This is a genomic window from Embleya sp. NPDC055664 (genome assembly GCF_053618075.1).
Genome location: NZ_JBSHGZ010000041.1, coordinates 71,030 through 89,153, shown reverse-complemented (window position 1 = coordinate 89,153; position 18,124 = coordinate 71,030). Strand labels below are relative to the sequence as shown.

13 protein-coding genes are annotated in these 18,124 nt (G+C 71.5%); 5 read left to right on the top strand and 8 right to left on the bottom strand.

Annotation, left to right across the window (positions count from 1 at the left end):
* Positions 1-13: 13 nt before the first annotated feature.
* The 3 genes from ACWGR4_RS40920 to ACWGR4_RS40910 all read right to left on the bottom strand — a co-directional run bounded on the left by ACWGR4_RS40920 (position 14) and on the right by ACWGR4_RS40910 (position 2,520).
* Entirely contained in the window at positions 14-202 is a 189-nt protein-coding gene (locus ACWGR4_RS40920; protein ID WP_452133406.1) for a hypothetical protein, read from the bottom strand.
* Between the two features lie 435 nt (positions 203-637).
* Positions 638-1,867 carry a sensor histidine kinase gene (locus tag ACWGR4_RS40915; protein WP_452133405.1) on the bottom strand — a complete coding sequence of 410 codons (1,230 nt, stop codon included), beginning with the start codon at positions 1,865-1,867 and terminating at the stop codon, positions 638-640.
* Positions 1,864-2,520 carry a response regulator transcription factor gene (locus ACWGR4_RS40910; RefSeq protein ID WP_452133404.1) on the bottom strand — a complete coding sequence of 219 codons (657 nt, stop codon included), beginning with the start codon at positions 2,518-2,520 and terminating at the stop codon, positions 1,864-1,866. The genes ACWGR4_RS40915 and ACWGR4_RS40910 overlap by 4 nt, the downstream gene beginning before the upstream one ends.
* 163 nt (positions 2,521-2,683) lie before the next feature.
* On the opposite strand from ACWGR4_RS40910, the gene ACWGR4_RS40905 reads away from it, so the two are divergent.
* From ACWGR4_RS40905 to ACWGR4_RS40890, 4 genes are read left to right on the top strand one after another with little or no spacing between them, the layout of a single operon-like run.
* Positions 2,684-3,226: a hypothetical protein gene (locus ACWGR4_RS40905; RefSeq protein WP_452133403.1), complete on the top strand. Its 543-nt coding sequence runs from the start codon at positions 2,684-2,686 to the stop codon at positions 3,224-3,226.
* The gene (locus tag ACWGR4_RS40900; RefSeq protein WP_452133402.1) at positions 3,223-4,371 is read left to right on the top strand and encodes a peptidoglycan-binding protein; all 1,149 of its coding nucleotides are present in this window, start codon (positions 3,223-3,225) and stop codon (positions 4,369-4,371) included. The genes ACWGR4_RS40905 and ACWGR4_RS40900 overlap by 4 nt, the downstream gene beginning before the upstream one ends.
* A complete protein-coding gene (locus ACWGR4_RS40895) occupies positions 4,368-5,096 on the top strand; it encodes an ABC transporter ATP-binding protein (RefSeq protein ID WP_452133401.1) in 729 nt (242 codons plus the stop codon). Before ACWGR4_RS40900 ends, ACWGR4_RS40895 begins: the two co-directional genes overlap by 4 nt.
* Positions 5,093-6,289, top strand: coding sequence for an ABC transporter permease (locus tag ACWGR4_RS40890; protein ID WP_452133400.1), 1,197 nt, complete (start codon positions 5,093-5,095; stop codon positions 6,287-6,289). Before ACWGR4_RS40895 ends, ACWGR4_RS40890 begins: the two co-directional genes overlap by 4 nt.
* A gap of 415 nt (positions 6,290-6,704) precedes the next feature.
* Here the strand turns inward: ACWGR4_RS40890 and ACWGR4_RS40885 are convergent, their stop codons facing one another.
* On the bottom strand, positions 6,705-8,903 hold the full coding sequence (locus ACWGR4_RS40885) for an MMPL family transporter (protein ID WP_452131405.1): 2,199 nt from the start codon (positions 8,901-8,903) through the stop codon (positions 6,705-6,707).
* A 383-nt stretch (positions 8,904-9,286) separates the two neighbouring features.
* On the opposite strand from ACWGR4_RS40885, the gene ACWGR4_RS40880 reads away from it, so the two are divergent.
* On the top strand, positions 9,287-9,571 hold the full coding sequence (locus tag ACWGR4_RS40880; RefSeq protein WP_452131404.1) for a hypothetical protein: 285 nt from the start codon (positions 9,287-9,289) through the stop codon (positions 9,569-9,571).
* Between the two features lie 70 nt (positions 9,572-9,641).
* On the opposite strand, the gene ACWGR4_RS40875 is transcribed toward ACWGR4_RS40880, so the two are convergent.
* The 4 genes from ACWGR4_RS40875 to ACWGR4_RS40860 are packed head-to-tail and all read right to left on the bottom strand — an operon-like array spanning position 9,642 to position 18,119.
* Entirely contained in the window at positions 9,642-11,120 is a 1,479-nt protein-coding gene (locus ACWGR4_RS40875) for a hypothetical protein (protein ID WP_452131403.1), read from the bottom strand.
* The gene (locus tag ACWGR4_RS40870; RefSeq protein WP_452131402.1) at positions 11,117-11,632 is read right to left on the bottom strand and encodes a hypothetical protein; all 516 of its coding nucleotides are present in this window, start codon (positions 11,630-11,632) and stop codon (positions 11,117-11,119) included. The genes ACWGR4_RS40875 and ACWGR4_RS40870 overlap by 4 nt, the downstream gene beginning before the upstream one ends.
* Entirely contained in the window at positions 11,629-15,858 is a 4,230-nt protein-coding gene (locus ACWGR4_RS40865) for a discoidin domain-containing protein (RefSeq protein WP_452131401.1), read from the bottom strand. The genes ACWGR4_RS40870 and ACWGR4_RS40865 overlap by 4 nt, the downstream gene beginning before the upstream one ends.
* Complete coding sequence (locus tag ACWGR4_RS40860; protein WP_452131400.1) at positions 15,855-18,119, bottom strand: hypothetical protein; 2,265 nt, start codon at positions 18,117-18,119, stop codon at positions 15,855-15,857. The genes ACWGR4_RS40865 and ACWGR4_RS40860 overlap by 4 nt, the downstream gene beginning before the upstream one ends.
* Positions 18,120-18,124: the final 5 nt, after the last annotated feature.

Sequence of the window (18,124 nt, the reverse complement as noted above, 5' to 3'; positions counted from 1 at the left end):
TCGGCCGCGTGGGTCAGGTGCCGCTGCCACACCACCGGCTCGCCGTCGACCAGCGCGCCGGCGCCGCGCTGCGTCCGGCGGCGAGTTCGCCGCGCCGGTCCTGCGCGCGTCGGTTCGCGAGCCACGTCCGATGGAACGTCAACACGCGGCGCAGGTCGTGCTCCCACGCGAGTTTCAACAGCCCGGTTTGCAGCGCGGCCAACCGCGCCCCCCGATACGCCTCGACGTCCGCCGGCCGCGTCGAGAGCCGGTTGAGCCGGCTCCCGCCGGCCGCGGCGGCGGCCTGGACCTCGGGGCGGTCACCTCCGCCACCACGATCCGAAAAGGCGCTACCAGCCCGGCGGACACCGCCGCCGACAGGGGTGGCGAGTAGGAAATCCTGCCGAACAGGCGCTCGTCGTCCATGGACGCGGCGTAGCCGACGGGCGGGGGTTGGTAGGCCGTTCGCTCGCTGTGCTCGTCCTCTTCGAGTGTCCGGCGCGAAGGCGATCCCCAGACGACGAAGCTTGCCGTTCGCCTTGGGCGCCGGATACGCGTCACGGTCCGTGGTAGGTGTCGTCGCGGCCGATCGGGAGGGTTTCCGACAGGTCCCGGTGACGGCCCTTTTCCCTCGGAGCGAGGCGGACCACAGAGCCGGTCACGACCGGACCGGCCCGTGTGAGGAGGGCAGTCGCACGCGTACGGTCAGTCCGCCGCCGGTGCGGGCGGTGGCGGTGATCTCGCCGCGGTGGGTGGCGGTGATGGCCTCGACCACGGCGAGTCCGAGGCCGAATCCGGTGCCGCGTTCGCGGCCCTGGTGGAACGGCGCGAACAGGGCCGGGATCTCTTCCGGGTTCAGGACCGGTCCGGTGTTGGCGACCTCCAGGAAGGCGGTGTCGCCCACCGAGCCGGTGGTCACCGTCACCGTGCCGTCGCGGTGGTTGTGACGTACCGCGTTGGCCAGCAGGTTGAGCGCGACCTGCCGCAGCAGCGCGGGGTCACCCTCGACCGGGGCGGCCATCGTGGCGAGGGTGACCCGGACTTCGGCCGCGCGGGCCTCGTCGGCGAGATCCCGAACCGCGGCCCCGGCGGCGTCCGCCAGATCGACCGGACGCAGGTTGAGCGTGCCGCTCTCGCCGCGGGCCAGGGTCAGCAGTGCGGCGATCAGGCGTTCGGTGCGGGCGTTGGCGTCCAGCGCGCGTTGTACGGCGGGGCGTAGATCGGGCGGGACGCGGCCCTGGGCGAGCGGGATCTCCAATGCGGTGCGTTGGATGGTCAAGGGAGTGCGCAGTTCGTGTGAGGCGTGCGCGGTGAAGCGTCGTTGAGCGGTGAAGCTTCGGTCGAGGCGGTCGAGCATGGCGTCGAAGGTGTCGCCGAGTTCGCGGATCTCGTCGTACGGGCCGTCCAGGGCCAGGCGTTCGTCCATGCTGCGGTCGGCGCTGATCCGGCGGGCGGTTGCGGTCACCTGGTGGAGGCGGGCCAGCGAGCGGCGGCTCGCCCACCAGGCGAGCAGTGCGGCGAGTGCGGTGAACGCGGCGAGCAGCAACGCGGAGCGGGTCAGCAGGTCGCCGAGGATGGTGTCCCGAAAGTCTCCGAAGCCTTGCGCGAGCGTGGTCGGAACCTGCTCGGTGCCGTCCGGCGGCGGCGTTCGGCCCAGGACCGGTGCCGGCGTCGCGGGGGAGAGCGATCTGGCCGGTGTGACGAGGCTGCGGTTGGCTTGGATGAGCTGGCGCGCGCTGAGCCAGTTCAGCGCGAGCATCCCGCAGCCCAGGACCGCGAACACCGTCATGGTGACCAGGGTCAGCCGGCCGCGCAGCGGCAGCCGGTCGGGGGCGAGGCGGGACGGGAGACGGAACGGGTGACGGGACGCGCGTCCGGGCCGGCTCACAGCCGGTATCCGTAGCCCGCGTCGTGCGCGATCAGCGGTGGTTCGCCGAGCTTGCGGCGCAGCGCGTGTACCGTCACGCGGATCGCGGTGGTCGCGGGGTCGACGGCGGTGTCCCACAGCCGGTCGCGGAGTTCCTCGGTGGACACCGGCGCGCCGTCGGCGAGCAACAGCAGTTCCAGGACGCCCAGTTCCTTGGGGGTGAGGTTCAGTGGGCGACCGTCGCGTTCGGCGGCGCGGCGTGCGGTATCCAGGCTGACGCCGCGCCTGCCGATCACGACCGCGGCGCGGTTCCCGGAGGAGCGACGTCCGAGGGCGCGCAGGCGGGCGACGAGTTCGAGGTAGGAGAACGGCTTGGCCATGTAGTCGTCGGCGCCGTGCCCGAGGCCCTCGACGACGTCGGAGAGGCTGTCGGCGGCGGTGAGCATCAGGATTCTGGCCGGATATCCGGTGGAGCCCAGTGCCCGGCACACCGCGTCGCCGCCGAGCGCGGGCAGGTCCCGGTCCAGGATCACCACGTCGTAGTCGGCGGCGGCCGTGCGTTGGAGCGCTTCGAGGCCGTCGTGGGCCACGTCGCAGACCATGCCCTCGCCGCGCAGCCCATCGGCGAGCATGGCCGCCAGCTCCCGCTCGTCCTCCACGATCAACACCCGCATGTGTCCCGCTCCGCTCACTCCACCGCCGCTGTGCCACACGGGCCCGAGGGCCAAGCCTGCCCGGCGCGGTGTTAGCAGCCGGTTAGGCGCGCGGTCACGGCCGGTTAACCGCGGCCTCCGTAGAACTGTGCACGTCACCCCACGTTCACAAGGGAGATCGAGAATGCGTACTTCCATCCTGCGCCGCAGGTCGATACGAGTCGGGCTGGTCGCCGCCGCGGCGGGCACGATCCTGACCGTGGCCGGCTGCTCCTCCGACGACTCGGCCCCCAAGGTCGCCGGGGACGAGGGGGCCGGCCGGGCCGAGCCGCAGGACGACAACGCGGTCCGCAAGGCGTGGGTGGACTGCATGCACAAGCAGGGCCAGGCCGGCGTCACGCAGGACAAGGACGGCAACATCGCCTTCCCCGCCACGAAGACCGACACCGGCCTGGAACCGGGCTTCGAGACCGCGACCAAGCTGTGTGACGAGAAGGTCCCCGGCATCAAACAGGCCAAGCAGGCCGACAACACCAAGTTTGTCGAGATGTCCCGCAAGTGGGTCGAGTGCGCCCGCAAGAACGGCTACACCGACATGCCCGACCCCGACCCCAAGACCGCCATCGTCACCGTCCCGCGCGCCGTGTTCGACCCCACCAAGTGGGACGCGGCCTCGCGCGCGTGCGACGCGCGGTTCCCGATGGCCGGCTACTCGATCGGCGAATGACCGTGACCCACACCGCCGAAACCCCCACCCCCACCCCGGTCGGCGACGACCGCGGACCCGGCCGCACGCGCAGGCGCGGCAGGGTCGTCGTCCCGCTGCTGGTGGTAGCCGTGCTGGCCGGCGGCGGCGTCGCCGCGGTGGCCCACCCCTGGGACCACGACAACGCAACGACGAAGCAGACCGCTGTCCGCCACGACTTCGTTCCGGTGGAACACGGATCGTTGTCCACCAGCATCCAACTCACCGGCTCGCTCGCGTTCGACGCGCCCACCCCCATCGTGGCGTCCGGCAAGGGCACCATCACCGCACTGCCCGCCGTCGGCGCGATCGTCAAGACCGGCGGCAAGCTGTACGAGGTCGACGGCCAACCGGTGGTGCTGATGACCGGCGACCGCCCGATGTGGCGCGACCTGGGCCCCGACGTCCCCAACGGCCCCGACGTCGAGCAACTCAAGAAGAACCTGATCAAACTCGGCCACGCCAAGGGCCTGGACCTGTCCGCCGACCAAAAGTTCACCACCGCCACCGTCATCGCCGTCAAACGCTGGCAGAAGTCGCTGGGCGTCAAGGAGACCGGCACCGTCCCCCTGGGCGGCATCGTCATGCTGGCCCAGGAGTCCGTGCGCATACAGCAACTCGGCGCCAAGCTCGGCTCGGCCGTGGGCAGCGACTCCATCATGACCGTCACCCGCACCGACCTCGTCGTCACCGCCCAACCCGCGGACAACCAGGTCTCCCGCTTCAAGCCCGACGGAAAGGTCCGCGTCAAGCTCTCCGACGGCACCGCCGTCGAGGGCCGCATCCGCTCCCTGGCCCGAGGCCCCGCCGGCGACGACAAGTCCGGTGGCTCCGCAGACGGCCCGAACACCAAGACCACCGTCACGATCGTGCTGGACAGCCAGGACAAGACCCAACAGGCCGGGCCGTCCCCGGTCACCGTCAACGTCGTCGGCGACACCGCCGACAACGCGCTCATCGTCCCGGTCACCGCGCTCCTGGCACTGGACGGCGGCGGCTACGGCATCCGCGTCGCCGACGGCCCCACCACCCGACTCGTCAAGGTCCGACTCGGCCTGATCGCCGACGCCAAAGCCCAGATCACCGGCGACGTGCAACCCGGGGCACAGGTGGCGATCCCCACATGACACCCACCCCACCCGAAACCCCCACCCCCGTCCTGGAACTCTCCGGCATCGTCAAGGAATACCCCGGCTCACCCCCGCTGCGCATCCTGCACGGCCTGAACCTGACCATCGACGCCGGCGAACTCCTCGCCGTCGTCGGCCCCTCCGGCTCCGGCAAATCCACCCTGCTCGCACTGCTGGGCTCGCTCGACCGACCCACCGCCGGAACGCTGCGCTTCGAAGGCCGCGACGTGTCGGACCTGTCCGACGCCGAACTCGCCGCACTACGCGCCCACCGCATCGGCTTCGTCTTCCAACAGTTCTTCCTCCTCGCCGGACTCAGCACCGTCGAGAACGTCGCCACCGGACTCCTCTACAGCGGCGCGGGATTCTCCGAACGACGCGCGCGGGCCGCCGACGCACTGCGCTCCGTCGGACTCGGCCACCGCCTCGACCACCACCCCGACCAACTCTCCGGCGGCGAGAAACAACGCGTCGCGATCGCCCGCGCACTCGTCGGCCGCCCCGCACTCCTGCTCGCCGACGAACCCACCGGCGCACTCGACAGCGTCTCCGGCACCGCCGTCGTCGACCTCCTCCGCACCCTCAACGCCGACGGCACCACCGTCGTCGTGATCACCCACGACCGCGAACTCGCCGCCTCCTTCCCCCGCCGGATCGGCATCCACGACGGCCGCATCGACTTCGACGAACGCACCCCCCAGCCCACCGGAGCCGGCCTGTGAACAGCACACCACGCCGCCGCACCCGACTACGCCCCACCGACCTGCTGCGCCTGGGCATGATCGGCCCGCGTACCCGCAAGATGCGCTCCGCGCTGTCGGCGCTCGGCATCGCGCTGGGCATCGCGGCCGTCGTCGCGGTCACCGGCATCTCCAACTCCAACCAACAACACCTGCTGGAACGACTGGACCAACTCGGCTCCAACCTGATCACCGTCGCCCCCGGCAAAGGCTCCGACCAGAAACCGGTACCGCTGCCGCCCACCGCCGAGAAGATGCTCGCGACCATCGGCCCGGTACAACAGGTCACCGCCACCGGCGCCACCAAGGCGAACATCTACCGCAACGACCTGGTGCCCGAGCAACAGACCGGCAGCATCACGGTGCTGGCCGCCCGCCTGAACCTGCTCGACGTGCTGCGCGCCACCCTCACCAGCGGGCACTGGCTCGACGCCGCGAGCGAGAACCTCCCGATCACCGTCCTCGGCGACCAGGCCGCACAACGCCTCGCCGTGACCGGTCCTGGTGAGCGGGTGTGGCTGGGCGGCCAGTGGTACAAGGTCGCCGGCATCCTCGCCCCCGACGAACTCGCTCCCGAACTGAGCACCAGCGCACTGGTCGGCTGGCCACAGGCGGTCGCCCACCTCGGCGCGGACGGCACCGCCGCCACCGTCTACCTGCGGTCGTACTCCGAACGCGTCCCGCAGGTACAGTCCGTGGCCGCGGCCACCGCCAACCCCGCCGGCCCGAACACAGTCGCGGTCAGCCGACCCTCCGACCTCCTCGCGGCCCGCGCCGAAACGGAGAACACCCTCACCGGGCTCGTCCTCGCCCTCGCCGGCGTGGCACTGCTCGTGGGCGGCGTCGGCATCGCCAACACCATGGTCGTGGGCGTGATGGAACGCCGCGGCGAGATCGGCCTGCGCCGCGCCCTCGGCGCCCGCGGCGGCCAGATCGCCATGCAGTTCCTCCTGGAAGCCGTACTGATGGGCTTCCTCGGCGGGATGGGCGGACTGCTCCTCGGCAGCCTGGCCGTCTACGGGTACGCGCTCGCCCAGGACTGGGCCGCGGCCATCCCCCTTTACACGCTTGTCGTGGGCCCCGCGGTGTCGGTCGTCGTCGCCGCGATCGCCGGGATCTACCCCGCACTGCGCGCCGCGAAAGCCTCCCCCACCGACGCACTGCGCTCGGCCTGACCAAGACCGGCCGCCCCGGGCGGCGCCCCGGCCACGAGCCGACGCGCCGCCCGGGGCGTCGACCGACGAGGTCGTGGTCGTACACGCCCTCCAAACGCTTCCCGTACCGCACGCTGTCTCACGCCCGAGGGACGCGAGCACTTCGTCCTCAAAGGCGGCCTCCTCCTGGCGCGTCTCGATGCCCGCGCACCACCCGCGACATCTACGTCCTGGACCGCCCGTCGACAACGCCGGCCGGACTCCATCCCCCGGCCGCGAAACGCCGGTTCGGCCGAATCGAACGGCGGTGGGACACCGGCCCTCGTGTACAGGTACGGCGCCCGGTCCACCGCTCGACCTCCTCCGGTGCACCGGCATCACCGTCCCGGCCACCCGGCACCCGAGGCCCACGCCGACGCCCCGATTTCGACCCGGATCAGTGCCCCGCGCCGCCCGTCGGCGCGGGGCCGGCCAGCCGTTCCTCCAGGCGTTTGCCCTCGATGTCCGGGTCGGGGACGTATTTCGCGAACCACTGCGGGTGATACCAGAGTTTGGCCCGGACGATCGCCATCGTCGCCGGGACCAGGGTGAGCCGGACCACGAAGGCGTCCAGGAAGACACCGACCGCGAAGCTGAAGCCGATCACCTTGATGGTCGGGTCGTCGGTGAACATGAACGCCACGAAGATCGAGAACATGATCAGCGCCGCCGCCGTCACCACCCGCGCCGACAACCCGGTGCCGCGCGCGACCGCGCCTCGGGCATCGCCCGTGGTGGTGTAGTCCTCCTTGATCCGCGAGACGACGAACACCTCGTAGTCGCTGGACAGGCCGAAGATGATCGCGAGCATCAGGATCGGCAGGAAGCTGATCGTCTCGGTGGGGGTGATGTCGAAGATGTCCTGGCCCCAGCCCCACTGGAACATCGCGACCTCCGCGCCGAAGGCCGCGCCGATCGACAGCAGGAAGCCGAGGATCGACTTGATCGGCACCAGGATGGTCCGAAACGCGAAGGTCAGCAGCACGAAGGCCAGCCCGACCACCACCAGCAGGAACACCGGCAGCGCGTCGGAGAGTTTCGTGGACACGTCGATGTTGGAGGCGGTGCTGCCGCCGACCAGGATCGGCGCGCCGACGCCGTTCTCGATCGCCGCGCGGTTGTCCCGGATGTGGTGCACCAGGTCGGCGGTGGTGTCGGAGTTGGGTCCGGTGGTCGGGATCACCCGCACCACGGCCACCTCGTTGTTCACGGCGAGCGGACCCGCCGCCGCGACGTCCGGTTGTTGCCGCAGCGCGTTCACCAACGTCTGCACGCCGCTCTGGTCGACGGGTCCGTCGGCGACCACCAGGAGGGGCCCGTTGAAGCCGGGCCCGAAGCTCTCCGCGGTCAGGTCGTACGCCTTGCGCTGGGTGGAGGACTCGGGCTGCGACGCGGCGCTGGGCAGCCCCAGGTCCATGCTCGCCGCCGGGATCGCCAGCACGAGCAACAGGCCGACGCCGAGGACCAGGACCGGGATCCGGAAACGCACCACGAAGCGCGCCCAGGTCGCGCCGAACGTCCGGGCCGGCTCGGTCGCGGTGATCCGCGCGACCTCCTCGTGGTGCCCGGGCCGCAGCCGGGTGTCGATGAACTTGGCGACCTTGGGACCGGCGAAGCCCAGGATCGCCGGCAGCAGGGTGAGCGCGATCAGCAGCGCGACCGACACCGCCGCCGCCGCGCACAGTCCCATCAGGGTCAGGAACGGGATGCCCACGACGGCCAGCCCGCACAGGGCGATGATCACGGTGAGCCCGGCGAAGACCACCGAACTCCCGGCGGTGCCCAGGGCCAGCGATGCGGACTCCTCCGGCGTCATGCCGGCGATCAGGTTGTTGCGGTGCCGGAACAGGATGAACAGCCCGTAGTCGATCCCGCAGGACAGACCGAGCATCAGTGCCACCGTCGTGGACGCCGACGCGATGTCCACCACCGACGCGAGCGCGGTCACCCCCATCAGCGCGATCACCACGCCGATGATCGCGTTGACGATCGGCACGCCGGCGGCGACCACCGCGCCGAAGGTGATCAGCAGGATGATCAGCGCGATCGCCAGCCCGATCAGCTCGGGCAGTTCGGAGGGGGTGATCCGCCAGCCCGGATACACACTGCCCGAGTACTCGACCTGGACACCTGCCTGCTTGGCCGGCGCCACGGCATCCTCGAGTTTGTCCAGGGTGGAATCCTCGACGTCCGCCGGCTGCGCCGTGTACTGCACCCAGCCCAACGCGACCTGCTGGTCGGGCGCGACCCCCTGATCGGTGAACGGGTCCGACACGGAGGCCACTTGCGGCACGGTCCGCAATTGCGCGACGGCCGCCTCGATGCCGACGCGAGGGCCCTGGTCGGTAACCTTGGCCGGGCTCTTCACGGCGAACACCACCTGGGTCTGCGCGCCGCCGAGCGCCGGCAACTTCTGCTCCAACAGGTCCGTCGTCCGCTGCGACTCGGTACCCGGGATGGTGAAGCTGTCGTTGGTCTGGCCACCGCTGACCATGGCCAGGACGATGGCGGCCACCGCGACGGCGAGCCAGAATCCCACGACCCACCGCCGACGCCGAAACGCCCATTTCCCCAGCCGGAACAGATAGGTGGACAAGCCGCTTCCCTCCACACCTACCGACAGGACGCAATCGGCACACGAGGCACCACACAGCGACCCGCGACCACAAAGACGCACAAGGACATACAAAAACCAATAATCACGCCCTATTTTGTCCTCTTCGATACAACAAAACCCGCCGACGCGCCGACAACCCCGACCACCCGAGGGTCCGCCACACCGAGGAACCGGTCGGGCATCGACGGCGCCGGCGTGGACCCGGCAGTCGGTCCCCGCCCGGACGGCGGCCGACCACCTCCGCGTGGGCAGTCGCGGCGGAACACGACATCCCGGCACACCGACGATCGAATTCCTGCCCGCGCCCACATCGAAACCGCCGCCCTCAGCGCCTACACCCAGGCACCCCACCCCACCTCACCGTGGAACCCCTGCCCGGCCCGTACCGGGTGGACCCGGGCGAGCTGTACTCCTGGTTCGCCTCGAACGCCACCGACCTCGACCTCCCAGGCGGACCACGACGTCTGTGGGACGAGGTCGAGACGGCCTGGCACTGGTGGGATGGCCAACAACGCCCCACCGTCCACGGCTTCGGCCTCACCGCCACCATCGCCGACACGGCCGCAGCCGAGCAACCGGCCTGGTATAGCGACCGAGACCACCCGCTCGCCGCGCCGAGGACGGTCATCGAGCGGCAACGCGTCTGACCGCACGGCGCCTTCCGGGCCCGTCGGGCCATCCCGACGGGCCCGCGTCGTATCCTCCGACCCCGGCGGGTCAGGTCTCCGTGTCGGCGGTCGGCATCTCCTTCTCCTGCTCGATGTCCACGGGTTCCTGGTCGTTCTCGGGTGTTCCTTCGGCTGCGCGGGACGAGGAGACGTGGATCGTCTTCCAGTAGGAGTTCGCGTAGAGGGTCTTGCAGGTTTCGACGGGCAGGTACTCCTGCGAACCCCCTGCCCTCTCCTCGAGGTGCCTGTTCGTGTGGCTGATGAAGCGCAGCGTGTCATTCGCCCGAAGCACCCGGTGACCGCCTGCGGTGATGTTGCCGGTCGTGCTGATCGAACCCGACGTCTGGCTGATGCTGTTCTCGACCGTGAAGGCGCCGTTGATCGTGGACTTGACCTTGATGACGGCTAGGGTGCCGTAGACGTTCATGTTGGCCGTGTCCTTGATGTCCAGGCGGCCCGTCTTGAGCCAGATGTATCCGTTGGCGCCGGGGTCGACGGTGACGTTGCCGTTGACGGTCAGGGACTTGCCCGATTCGATGGTGACGTTGCCCTTGGCCGTGATGGTGCTGTTCGTGGTGAGCGGGCCGTTGGCAGTGAGCTCGCCCGTGGTTGCCGCCGGGCCGGCCTTCGCGGTGAGTGCGCCGAAGACGGTGATCTGGCCGCCGTTCTGCGGGATGGTCAGCCCGGCCTTGCCCTCGAGTGCCAGGGTGTTCTTGACGGCGATGGTGCCTGCGGTGGTCGGGGCCGCCACGCTGGTGACGGCGATGTCCGGGGTGTTGACCTTGATGTATGTGGTGAGGTAGCGGACTTCGTTGCCCATCTTGGCTTCGAGGGTGAAGCTGGAGTCGTCGACCAGGGCCACCGGGGAGGTCCAACTGCCGTTGCTCGCCGGGGCGGAGCCCTGGGTGCCGTCCGGTTTGCGGTAGTACATGGTGTACGTCGCGTGTGGGGTGCCGTCCCACAGGAGGGTGGCCTTGGTGTTGCGGGCGATGGCGACGGTGGCCGGTCGGAAGCTGTGCAGGTAGAACGAGTCGTCGCGCTTGCGCACTTCGCCTCGGCCCTCGCGCTCCTCGAAGCGGCCGGTCGCTCCGGTGGTCGACGTCGATTCCTCCCAGACGATGTCGACCGGGCCGACACCGCCGTTGACCTCGATGCCCCACAACTCCAGGACGACGCTCCAGGTTCCGTCGAACGCGGCGGGCTCGTCCGGCGGCGGCGAACACGTGAAGATCACCTGGTTCGGGTCGCGGGTGTCGCGGTCCACGGTCCACTGCCGCTTGCCGGCGGGGACGGTCGACTCGTACTTGATCAGTCCCGGTTCGCTGGTCAGCGCGGATGCCTGACGGCCGGTCGGGATCCGGACCTTGAACCACTTGCAGTGCACGGGCCAGGTGCCGCCCGACTTCACCTTGCCGTAGGTGAGGGTCAGTTTGGCGTACTCCGGTTTGGCGAACGTCGAGACGTTCGGCGTCCCCGGCTCGGGCACCATGGCGGGCGGGAGCAGCATGGGAAGGGCGGCGGTGGTCACGGCTCTCCAACTCTCTCGGACGGCGTGGCGGTGGCGGTGGCGGTGGTGAGGGTGGTGTTCCCGGCGCGGCGCTGCGGGGGGCCGTCACCCGGCGCGGTGTCCTCGGTGATCCGGCTCAGGGTGCCGAGCGGGGTGCTGATGTCGAGGATGAGGGTGAGGGTCCAACTGCCGTCGAAACCGGCCGGTTCGGCGGGGGTGAGGGTGAGGAGGGTGGTGGTCGGGTCGGTGGTGCCGGTTTCGACCAGCCACTGTCGGCCGCGCCCGGGGCCGCGTCGCACGTCCAGTCGGGTGCGCAGGATCACGGGTTCGCCGGTCCGTACGACCGCGTCGGGGGCGGTCGGGAGCGCGAGGGCGATCCGCGCGCACCGCACCGGCCAGGCGGTGCGGCCCTCCGGGTCGTCGCCGACGGTGAGCCGGACGCGGTGGAGGGCCGTCTCCTCGGGTCGGGTGGCCGGCGCCGGGGTGTGCTCCAAGCGGTACGGGAGCAGCAGCGCCGAATCGGGGCTGGTCACGAAGCACTTCCTTCCTCGACCGGGGCGACCGGTGCAACCGGGGCGGCCGTCGGGGCCACCGTCGGAGCCGGCGAACCCCCGCCGCCCGCCGCCGCAGCGCGCCTGCGCACCGACCCGGCCGGTTGCAGTTGGAGGTAGCCCGAACGGGCCACCGGCAAGGGCGCGTCGGGGTGGGACAACGGGTCCGCGTTGTGGATGACGTGCTCGTCCCAGTGCGGCAGTGCCGCGCCGTCCACCACGATCGGCTCGGCCCAGGTCCACTCGCCGTGCCAGGCGGCGGGACGGGGCATCACGAGGGAACTGTCCGGCGGCTCGGCCCGCACGCCGAACTCCCGGACCGCACAAGGCTCGTCGGCAACGGCGGTGTACCGCAGCCGCAGGAAGCGCACGGCGAGCGGGGGTTCCACATCGTGGTGGATCTCGGCCACCCGGCCGTAGCCCCGCAACACGGTCCACTGCTCGCCATCCGCGGATGCCTCCAGTTCGGTCGCCGCCGGAATACCACTGCCGTCGGCCCTGCCGAGGAGGATGTCGACACCCTCCACCTCCCGTTCCACGTGCAGGTCGAGGCCGACCCAGTCGCCGGCGACCGGCGGTTCGGCGCTCTCGTAGGAGGTACTCGGGTCGCCGTCGACCATCGCGGGGGCGGGATGCCCGGCACCGGCCTCGGCGGAAGCCGAGGCGGTGGGCGGGCCGAAGCGGTCGGGGGCGAGCAGGGGGTTGAGCCGGAACGAGGCGCGGATCCGGGCCAGGGCCCGATGCGTGGTGTCGGCGTCCACCCCGACCTCGGCGACGGGCAGGATGTCGGTGGTGGCGTGCACGGCGGTGTGCGGGCAGGCCAGCAGGGTCAGGTGATGGGTGGCGGGACGATCGGCGGGCCGCGCCGGCACGGTGAGGTGGGCGCCGGTGCCGATCGCCGTGACGTACGTGTTGGCCGGACCGTTCGGGTCGACGGCGTGGAAGCGGTGGTACCGGGTGCGCAGGTCGTGGTCGTCGGCGGCGAAGTAGCCGATGAGCCCGTCGGAGAGCCGGTCGGGATCGCCCAGGCGCACGGTCCAGCGATAGTCCGGGTAGTCGCGGTAGTCGGGGTACTCACGCTCGTCGGGGTAGGGCTCGCCCGCCGGCACGAGCGCACGTTTCCAACTCGGGTCGCTCAGCGGCTCACCCATCAGGTCCAGGTTGAGCCGGGCCCGGACGAGTGCGATGGGGCGACCGATCAACCGTGCCGGGGACCGGTCCTCGTCGGGCGCGGGCTCGACGATGTGGTCGAGCGCGGTGTCGATCGTCTCGGTCAGTGCCTCGAACGCCGCCGGCTGGTGGCGGAGCAGGCCGCGCGCGAAGGCCGCGAGGTGCGGGTAGGCGGCGGCGAAGTCGTCGTCGTCCGGGTGGCGGAACGGCGCGTGCGGAAGCGTATTCCAGGCAGTGGTACGGATGTTGTCGACGTCGCGGACCACCCGCAGTTCGCCCAACGGCTCCCCGTCGGGGCCGTACGCCAGGAGGGTCCGGTCGAGGTGGTTGACCAGCAGCCACCCGGCCACCGGCGTCTCGGCGCCGGCCGATCCCGCGACCTCGACGGCCCCGGTCCCGGCCCCATCCACCTCCGCAGGCGGCTCGTCGACCCGCAGCGGCACGGGATCCAGCCGCACCCGGGCCGGTTGCCCGATCCGGGGCGGCAGTTGCACGAAGCGCTGCGGGCCGGGCGGGTCGAGGAACAGATCGCGATCCGGCACCACGCTCTCCGCCCGCACGAGCGGAAAGTGGATGGGTTGGCTGCCGACCGGCTGCACCAGCGAGCACACCCGGCCGAAGCGGTCGACGACGATCAGTTCGATGAAGTGGAACTGGCCGGCCCGTACCGGCTGGAAACGCCGCGTGCCATGACCCTCCGCGCCGTCGGGGACGTGGTTGGTCTCGCCGGCCAGGGCCAGGACGGACTCGTCGGTGACGGCCTGGGCGGCGCCGTCCTGCTGGAGGAGCCAGTCGTGGAAGCCGTCGAGGCTCTGGGAGAGCACATCCAGGGTCTCCAACTCCTCGCGCATGTCCCGTAGTTGCCGGGCAAGCTCCGGCGGCGCGTGGCCGGCGAGTCGGCGCGCCTGCTCGCGCAGTACGTAGCGGGTGGAGGGGGTGACGAAGGCACGCGCGCCGAATGCGGTCCACCGTCGGCCGCCGTCCCCGTCGCCCTCGGCCGCGTTCGTACCCTTCCAGCGGTAGCGGTGGATGTCGGGTTCGGGGTCGCCGTCGCGGCCGGGGCCGAACTCCCAGTTGAGCGTGGTGTCCGGACTCCGGTACGGGGTGGCGCAGTACTTGACCTCCCACTGGAGGTAGAGCGGCAGCCACGGTTGCCGCCACACCCCGGTGTATTCGGGCCACGGACCCACGGAGTTGGCGTCCCGGTCGGCGACGACGGCGTGCAGCGCCGTGCGCGCGGGCTCGCCACCGGCCGCCGGGGTACGCACGGCCCGGTCGAGCAGTGCGAACTCCGCCACCAACGCCGCGATGTCGCCGGGGAGTTCGGGGGTGTTGGCGGGCAGCAACGGGGTTGCGGAGACGTCCGCCCAGACGCCGTTGATCTTCACCCGGGTCAGCAGCCGGGACGGCAATCGGCAGGGCAGCGGGTCGTCCTCGTCCCGGCCGAGCGGTTGTGACGTACCCGAGCCGGTGAGCGCGAGGACCGGGTCGGCAGGGCTGTGGTAGCTCTGCCGAGGTGTGCGCTTGAGCTCCAACTCGGCGGGCAGTTCGCGGGTTTCGGCGTGGCGATCGATCGCGGCCTGGAGCGCTTCGGGGGTGAGCCCGTGCGGGACCTTGGGGGCGAGTCGTTCGAGTTCGGCCCGGCAGTCCGTCACCCGCGTGCCGGCGTCCCGGATGCGCGCGTCCCAGGCGGCTTCGTCGAGGTCGAAGTCGAGCGGGCGGCGCGTCTCGGGCAGGTGGCGCAACCACCACAGGCGCCAGAGCCGCCACTGCGCTGCGGCGAGGTCGTGGCCGGCCCGGTCGTAGTCGTCCTGGTCGCCGTTGAGGTCGGCGATCCAGTCCGGTTGCGCGGGCGGTGGGGCCTGGTTGTCGGTCTGTCCGCCGGGCCGGTTGACCACCTGCCAGCGGGCGCCGCCGTCGTGTCCGCTGAACCACGACCGGCGGGTGATCTCGTCCAGGGAGACCTGCCCGTCGGGGTGGTCGAGTTCGTCGGGGTTGCCGTGGAACAGGGCGCGCACCCGGTCGGCGAGGTCGGTGTCGCCGGTCGGCTGCGCGGCGAGCGCGGCGACGGCGTCGGCGGTGCTGTGGCCGATGGCGACGTTGACGTTTCCGCTCGCGGGGCGGTCGGACTCGGGGTGTCCACCCTCGCGGTCCCAGGGGATGCCGAGGGCGGTACCGACGTACCGGGTGCGGGTGATCGTGCTCGGCATGCCGTCGGGTGCGGCCCAGCCCAGCGCCCGGAGCACGTCCGCCGGGTCGTCGGGGTCGGCATCGGGGGGCAGCAGGCCGGCGATGTCGCGGGCGGTGGCGAGGATGTCGGCGTCGTCCCGGCTGTACCAGCCGATCACCTGGTAGCTCACGGTGCACGGCGGTGGGTAGTTGTCGTTGGCCTTCAGGTCGGCGAGGGTGTCGTGGAAGAGGAAGACGTTCTCGTGGTACGGCGCGAACGCCGCGAACGCGGGCAGTCCGCTGCCGATGGCGGTGAGGAACAGCGGCCGGGCGGCCGGTTCGCGCCAGGGCCCCTCGCTCAGCGCATGCACCCGGCCGATGTAGTCGGCGCGGGGCCGCTCCTTGGGGGAGGCCGGGTCCACGAACGGGGTGAAGGCCGATTCCACGGGCCCGCCGTCGGCCTTCTCCAAGTAGTCGGAGTGGACCAGGAACCCGGCGGCCTTCAGCGTGCCCCGCACCTCGGCGTAGCGCACCACGAGCCAACGGTTGGGCACGAGCGGGAACTTGCTGACACCGGTGGCGGCGTCGATCACGCCGGTGCTCAGCGCCTCGGGCAACTGCCACTGCACGTGGATGCCCTCTTCGGGGTTGCCCTCGGCGTACTGGACGGGCGGTTCGGCGTTGCTGCGGAACTCCTCGGCGAACGTCCACGGGTAGCGCGGGCTCCAGCGACGAAAGTCGTCGTACGCGGCCACGTCACGCGTGGCGAGGAGCGCGTGGACCTCGACGGGGACGATCAGGTCGGTGTCGGCCGTCGAGGCGCCGCCGGTCGTGGCGTCGGCGTGGGTCTTCGGGTCGGTGTCGGTCATCGGGCGCTCTCCCGGTCCGGCGCGGGGTCGAGGGTCAGGCGCTGCTCGACGGGGGCGTTGACGAGTTGCAGGGCGAACTCGCCGGGGGCGAGGTCGCGCAGCGCGGGGTCGAGCCCGGCGGCGAGCGCGGGCACCAGGCCCCGGTCGCCGCGCAGGGCCAGTACCTGCGGGACGTCGCCCTCGTGCGGCAGGCGCAGGTGGCGGGTGAGCAGGCCGCCCTCGGCGGGGTAGTTGCGGCGCAGCGGGTGGCCGAGGTTGTCGCCGGGCCGGTGGTCGCGCAGGTTGATCACGCTGTTGTCGCCGGCCCCCTCCTTGCTGTCGATGCCGAAGTGGATGCCCTGGCCGGGTTCGCGGATGACGATCTCGTCGGGGACGGCGTCCAGGAGCACCAGCAGGGTGTCGGGGGCGAGGTGGTCGCGGCGCAGTTCGCCGACGTCGGCGCCGGCGATGCTCGCGAGGAGGTCGAACACCGGCCAGGCTTGCACGAGTTCGGAGCGGATCAGCAGTCCGGCGCGGCCGGCCGCCCCGGTACGGGTGCGGGTGCGGCGTTGGTCGACGGCGGCGGTGAGCGCGGTGTCGACGAGGGCGTCGAGGGAGCTGTGTACGCCGACGTCGCGCGCGCCCGCGAGCAGTGCCTCGATCCAGTTCTCGTCGATGCGGAAGAGTCTGATCGATTCCGGGGGGAGCATCGCGGGGTGTGGGACGAGGTAGTTGAACGGTACGCGGCGCAGCAGGGTCAGTTCGTCCAGCCAGGCCGGCAGGGTACGGGTGTGTCGTTCGGCGGCGGCGGTCAGGGCCGCCGTCGCGGCTTCGGCCGCGAGTGCGGCGCGGGCGCCCTGCCGGGTCGGGCGGGTACGGCGGCGTCGCGTCGGCGTCGGGGCCGCCCGGTCGGGCGTGGCCGGCGGGCGGCCGAGTGCGTCGAGCAGGCGGGCGGCGAAGCCGGGATCGGCCAACTCGCGCAGGGTCCGCCCGTCCGAGTCGCCGTCGGCGGGCGCCCGGCCGGCCGCGGCTCGGGCCATCACGGTCGCCGCGGTGTTGGCGAGTTCGCGCCGGGCGCGGGTGATCTCCTCGCTGTAGTCGGGGTCGCTCAGCGCCAGAGTGCGGCCGAGGGTCCAGGCGGCGGCGTAGGAGACGTCGAACAGGCCGTGTTCGGGTTCGTAGATCAACGCGTGGTCGGCGGTGGTCTTGGGCTCGTCCCGGGCGAAGTCGCGGGTCTCGGCAGCGATCACCGGGACGAACGGGCCGCGGTACCAGCCGTAGGTGGTCTCCCCGGACAGCAGCCGGTACGGCACCGGGGTATAGCCCAGGTGCAGTCGGCGACGGGTGTAGTCCTCGGCGTCCCCGGTGGATCGGGCCGCGACCTCGCCGTTCGGGCGCAGGCGCAGCGCCAGGTTCTCCCGGTCGGTGCGGGCGGGTGCGACGAGGTTGCCCAGCAGCGCGGCGGCGTCGCGGGTGCCGGCCGGGTCGCTGGTGAACGTCCACGAGTGCAGTACGCACAGCCGCACGAACCGGATGTCGGCGCCCAGTCGGCCGGGGTCGAGTTTGCCGTCGAAGCCCTCCAGGGAGACCAGGTGCGCGGTGTAGGTGCCGGTGTGCCGGGGGAGCCGGTTGGCGGCCAGGACGGCGTACCGACCCTCGGTCGGGATCTCGCCGTCGTCGAGGAGTCGCGGCTTGGTGGCGACGTCGCGGACGTGGGCGAGGTAGTGCAGTTCCTCCTCACGGGGTACAAGCGCGGTGAACAGCGCGGCGGGCACGTCGATGCTCTGGCAGCGGCTCGCCGCGACGCCCGGGGTGATGCCCTCGTCGCTGAGGTCGGGGCCGAGGATGCCGGCGCCGGGGTCGCGCAGTTCGGCGACGGTACGGGTGGTGGTGCGGCCCATTCCCTCGGGGTCGTCGGGCAGTTCGCCCGCCCGGAAGACCATCAGCGCCGACCAGGGCGCCTGTTCGGGTACGGCGCGGCCCTTGGTCAGCCGTTCCCAGGGCAGGATGGAGCGGTCCAGCGTGATGTGCGGCAGGGTACGGCGGAAGTCGCCCGAGGCGCCCTCGGCGGGGTAGTGGGCGTGCACGGACGCCGGGTCGAGCACGAACCGGACCGCGCGGATCTCGAACTGCCGCGTGGCGGTCGGGATGGCCGGGTTCGCGTCGACCCGGTTGCCGCCCTTGGTCAGGTGGTGCTCCGCCGTGAGTGTGTAGACGCCGGCGGGGGCGAGCGGGCGACGGTAGTCGTGGAAGGCGACGAGGAGGTCTTCGGTACCGCTCAACGTCG

What these genes read in the sequence shown, in the direction of transcription:
- ACWGR4_RS40910 (WP_452133404.1), bottom strand. Translation starts at nt 2,520, where the DNA reads ATGCGGGTGTTGATCGTGGAGGACGAGCGGGAGCTGGCGGCCATGCTC.
- ACWGR4_RS40895 (WP_452133401.1), top strand. Translation starts at nt 4,368, where the DNA reads ATGACACCCACCCCACCCGAAACCCCCACCCCCGTCCTGGAACTCTCC.
- ACWGR4_RS40905 (WP_452133403.1), top strand. Translation starts at nt 2,684, where the DNA reads ATGCGTACTTCCATCCTGCGCCGCAGGTCGATACGAGTCGGGCTGGTC.
- ACWGR4_RS40865 (WP_452131401.1), bottom strand. Translation starts at nt 15,858, where the DNA reads ATGACCGACACCGACCCGAAGACCCACGCCGACGCCACGACCGGCGGC.
- ACWGR4_RS40900 (WP_452133402.1), top strand. Translation starts at nt 3,223, where the DNA reads ATGACCGTGACCCACACCGCCGAAACCCCCACCCCCACCCCGGTCGGC.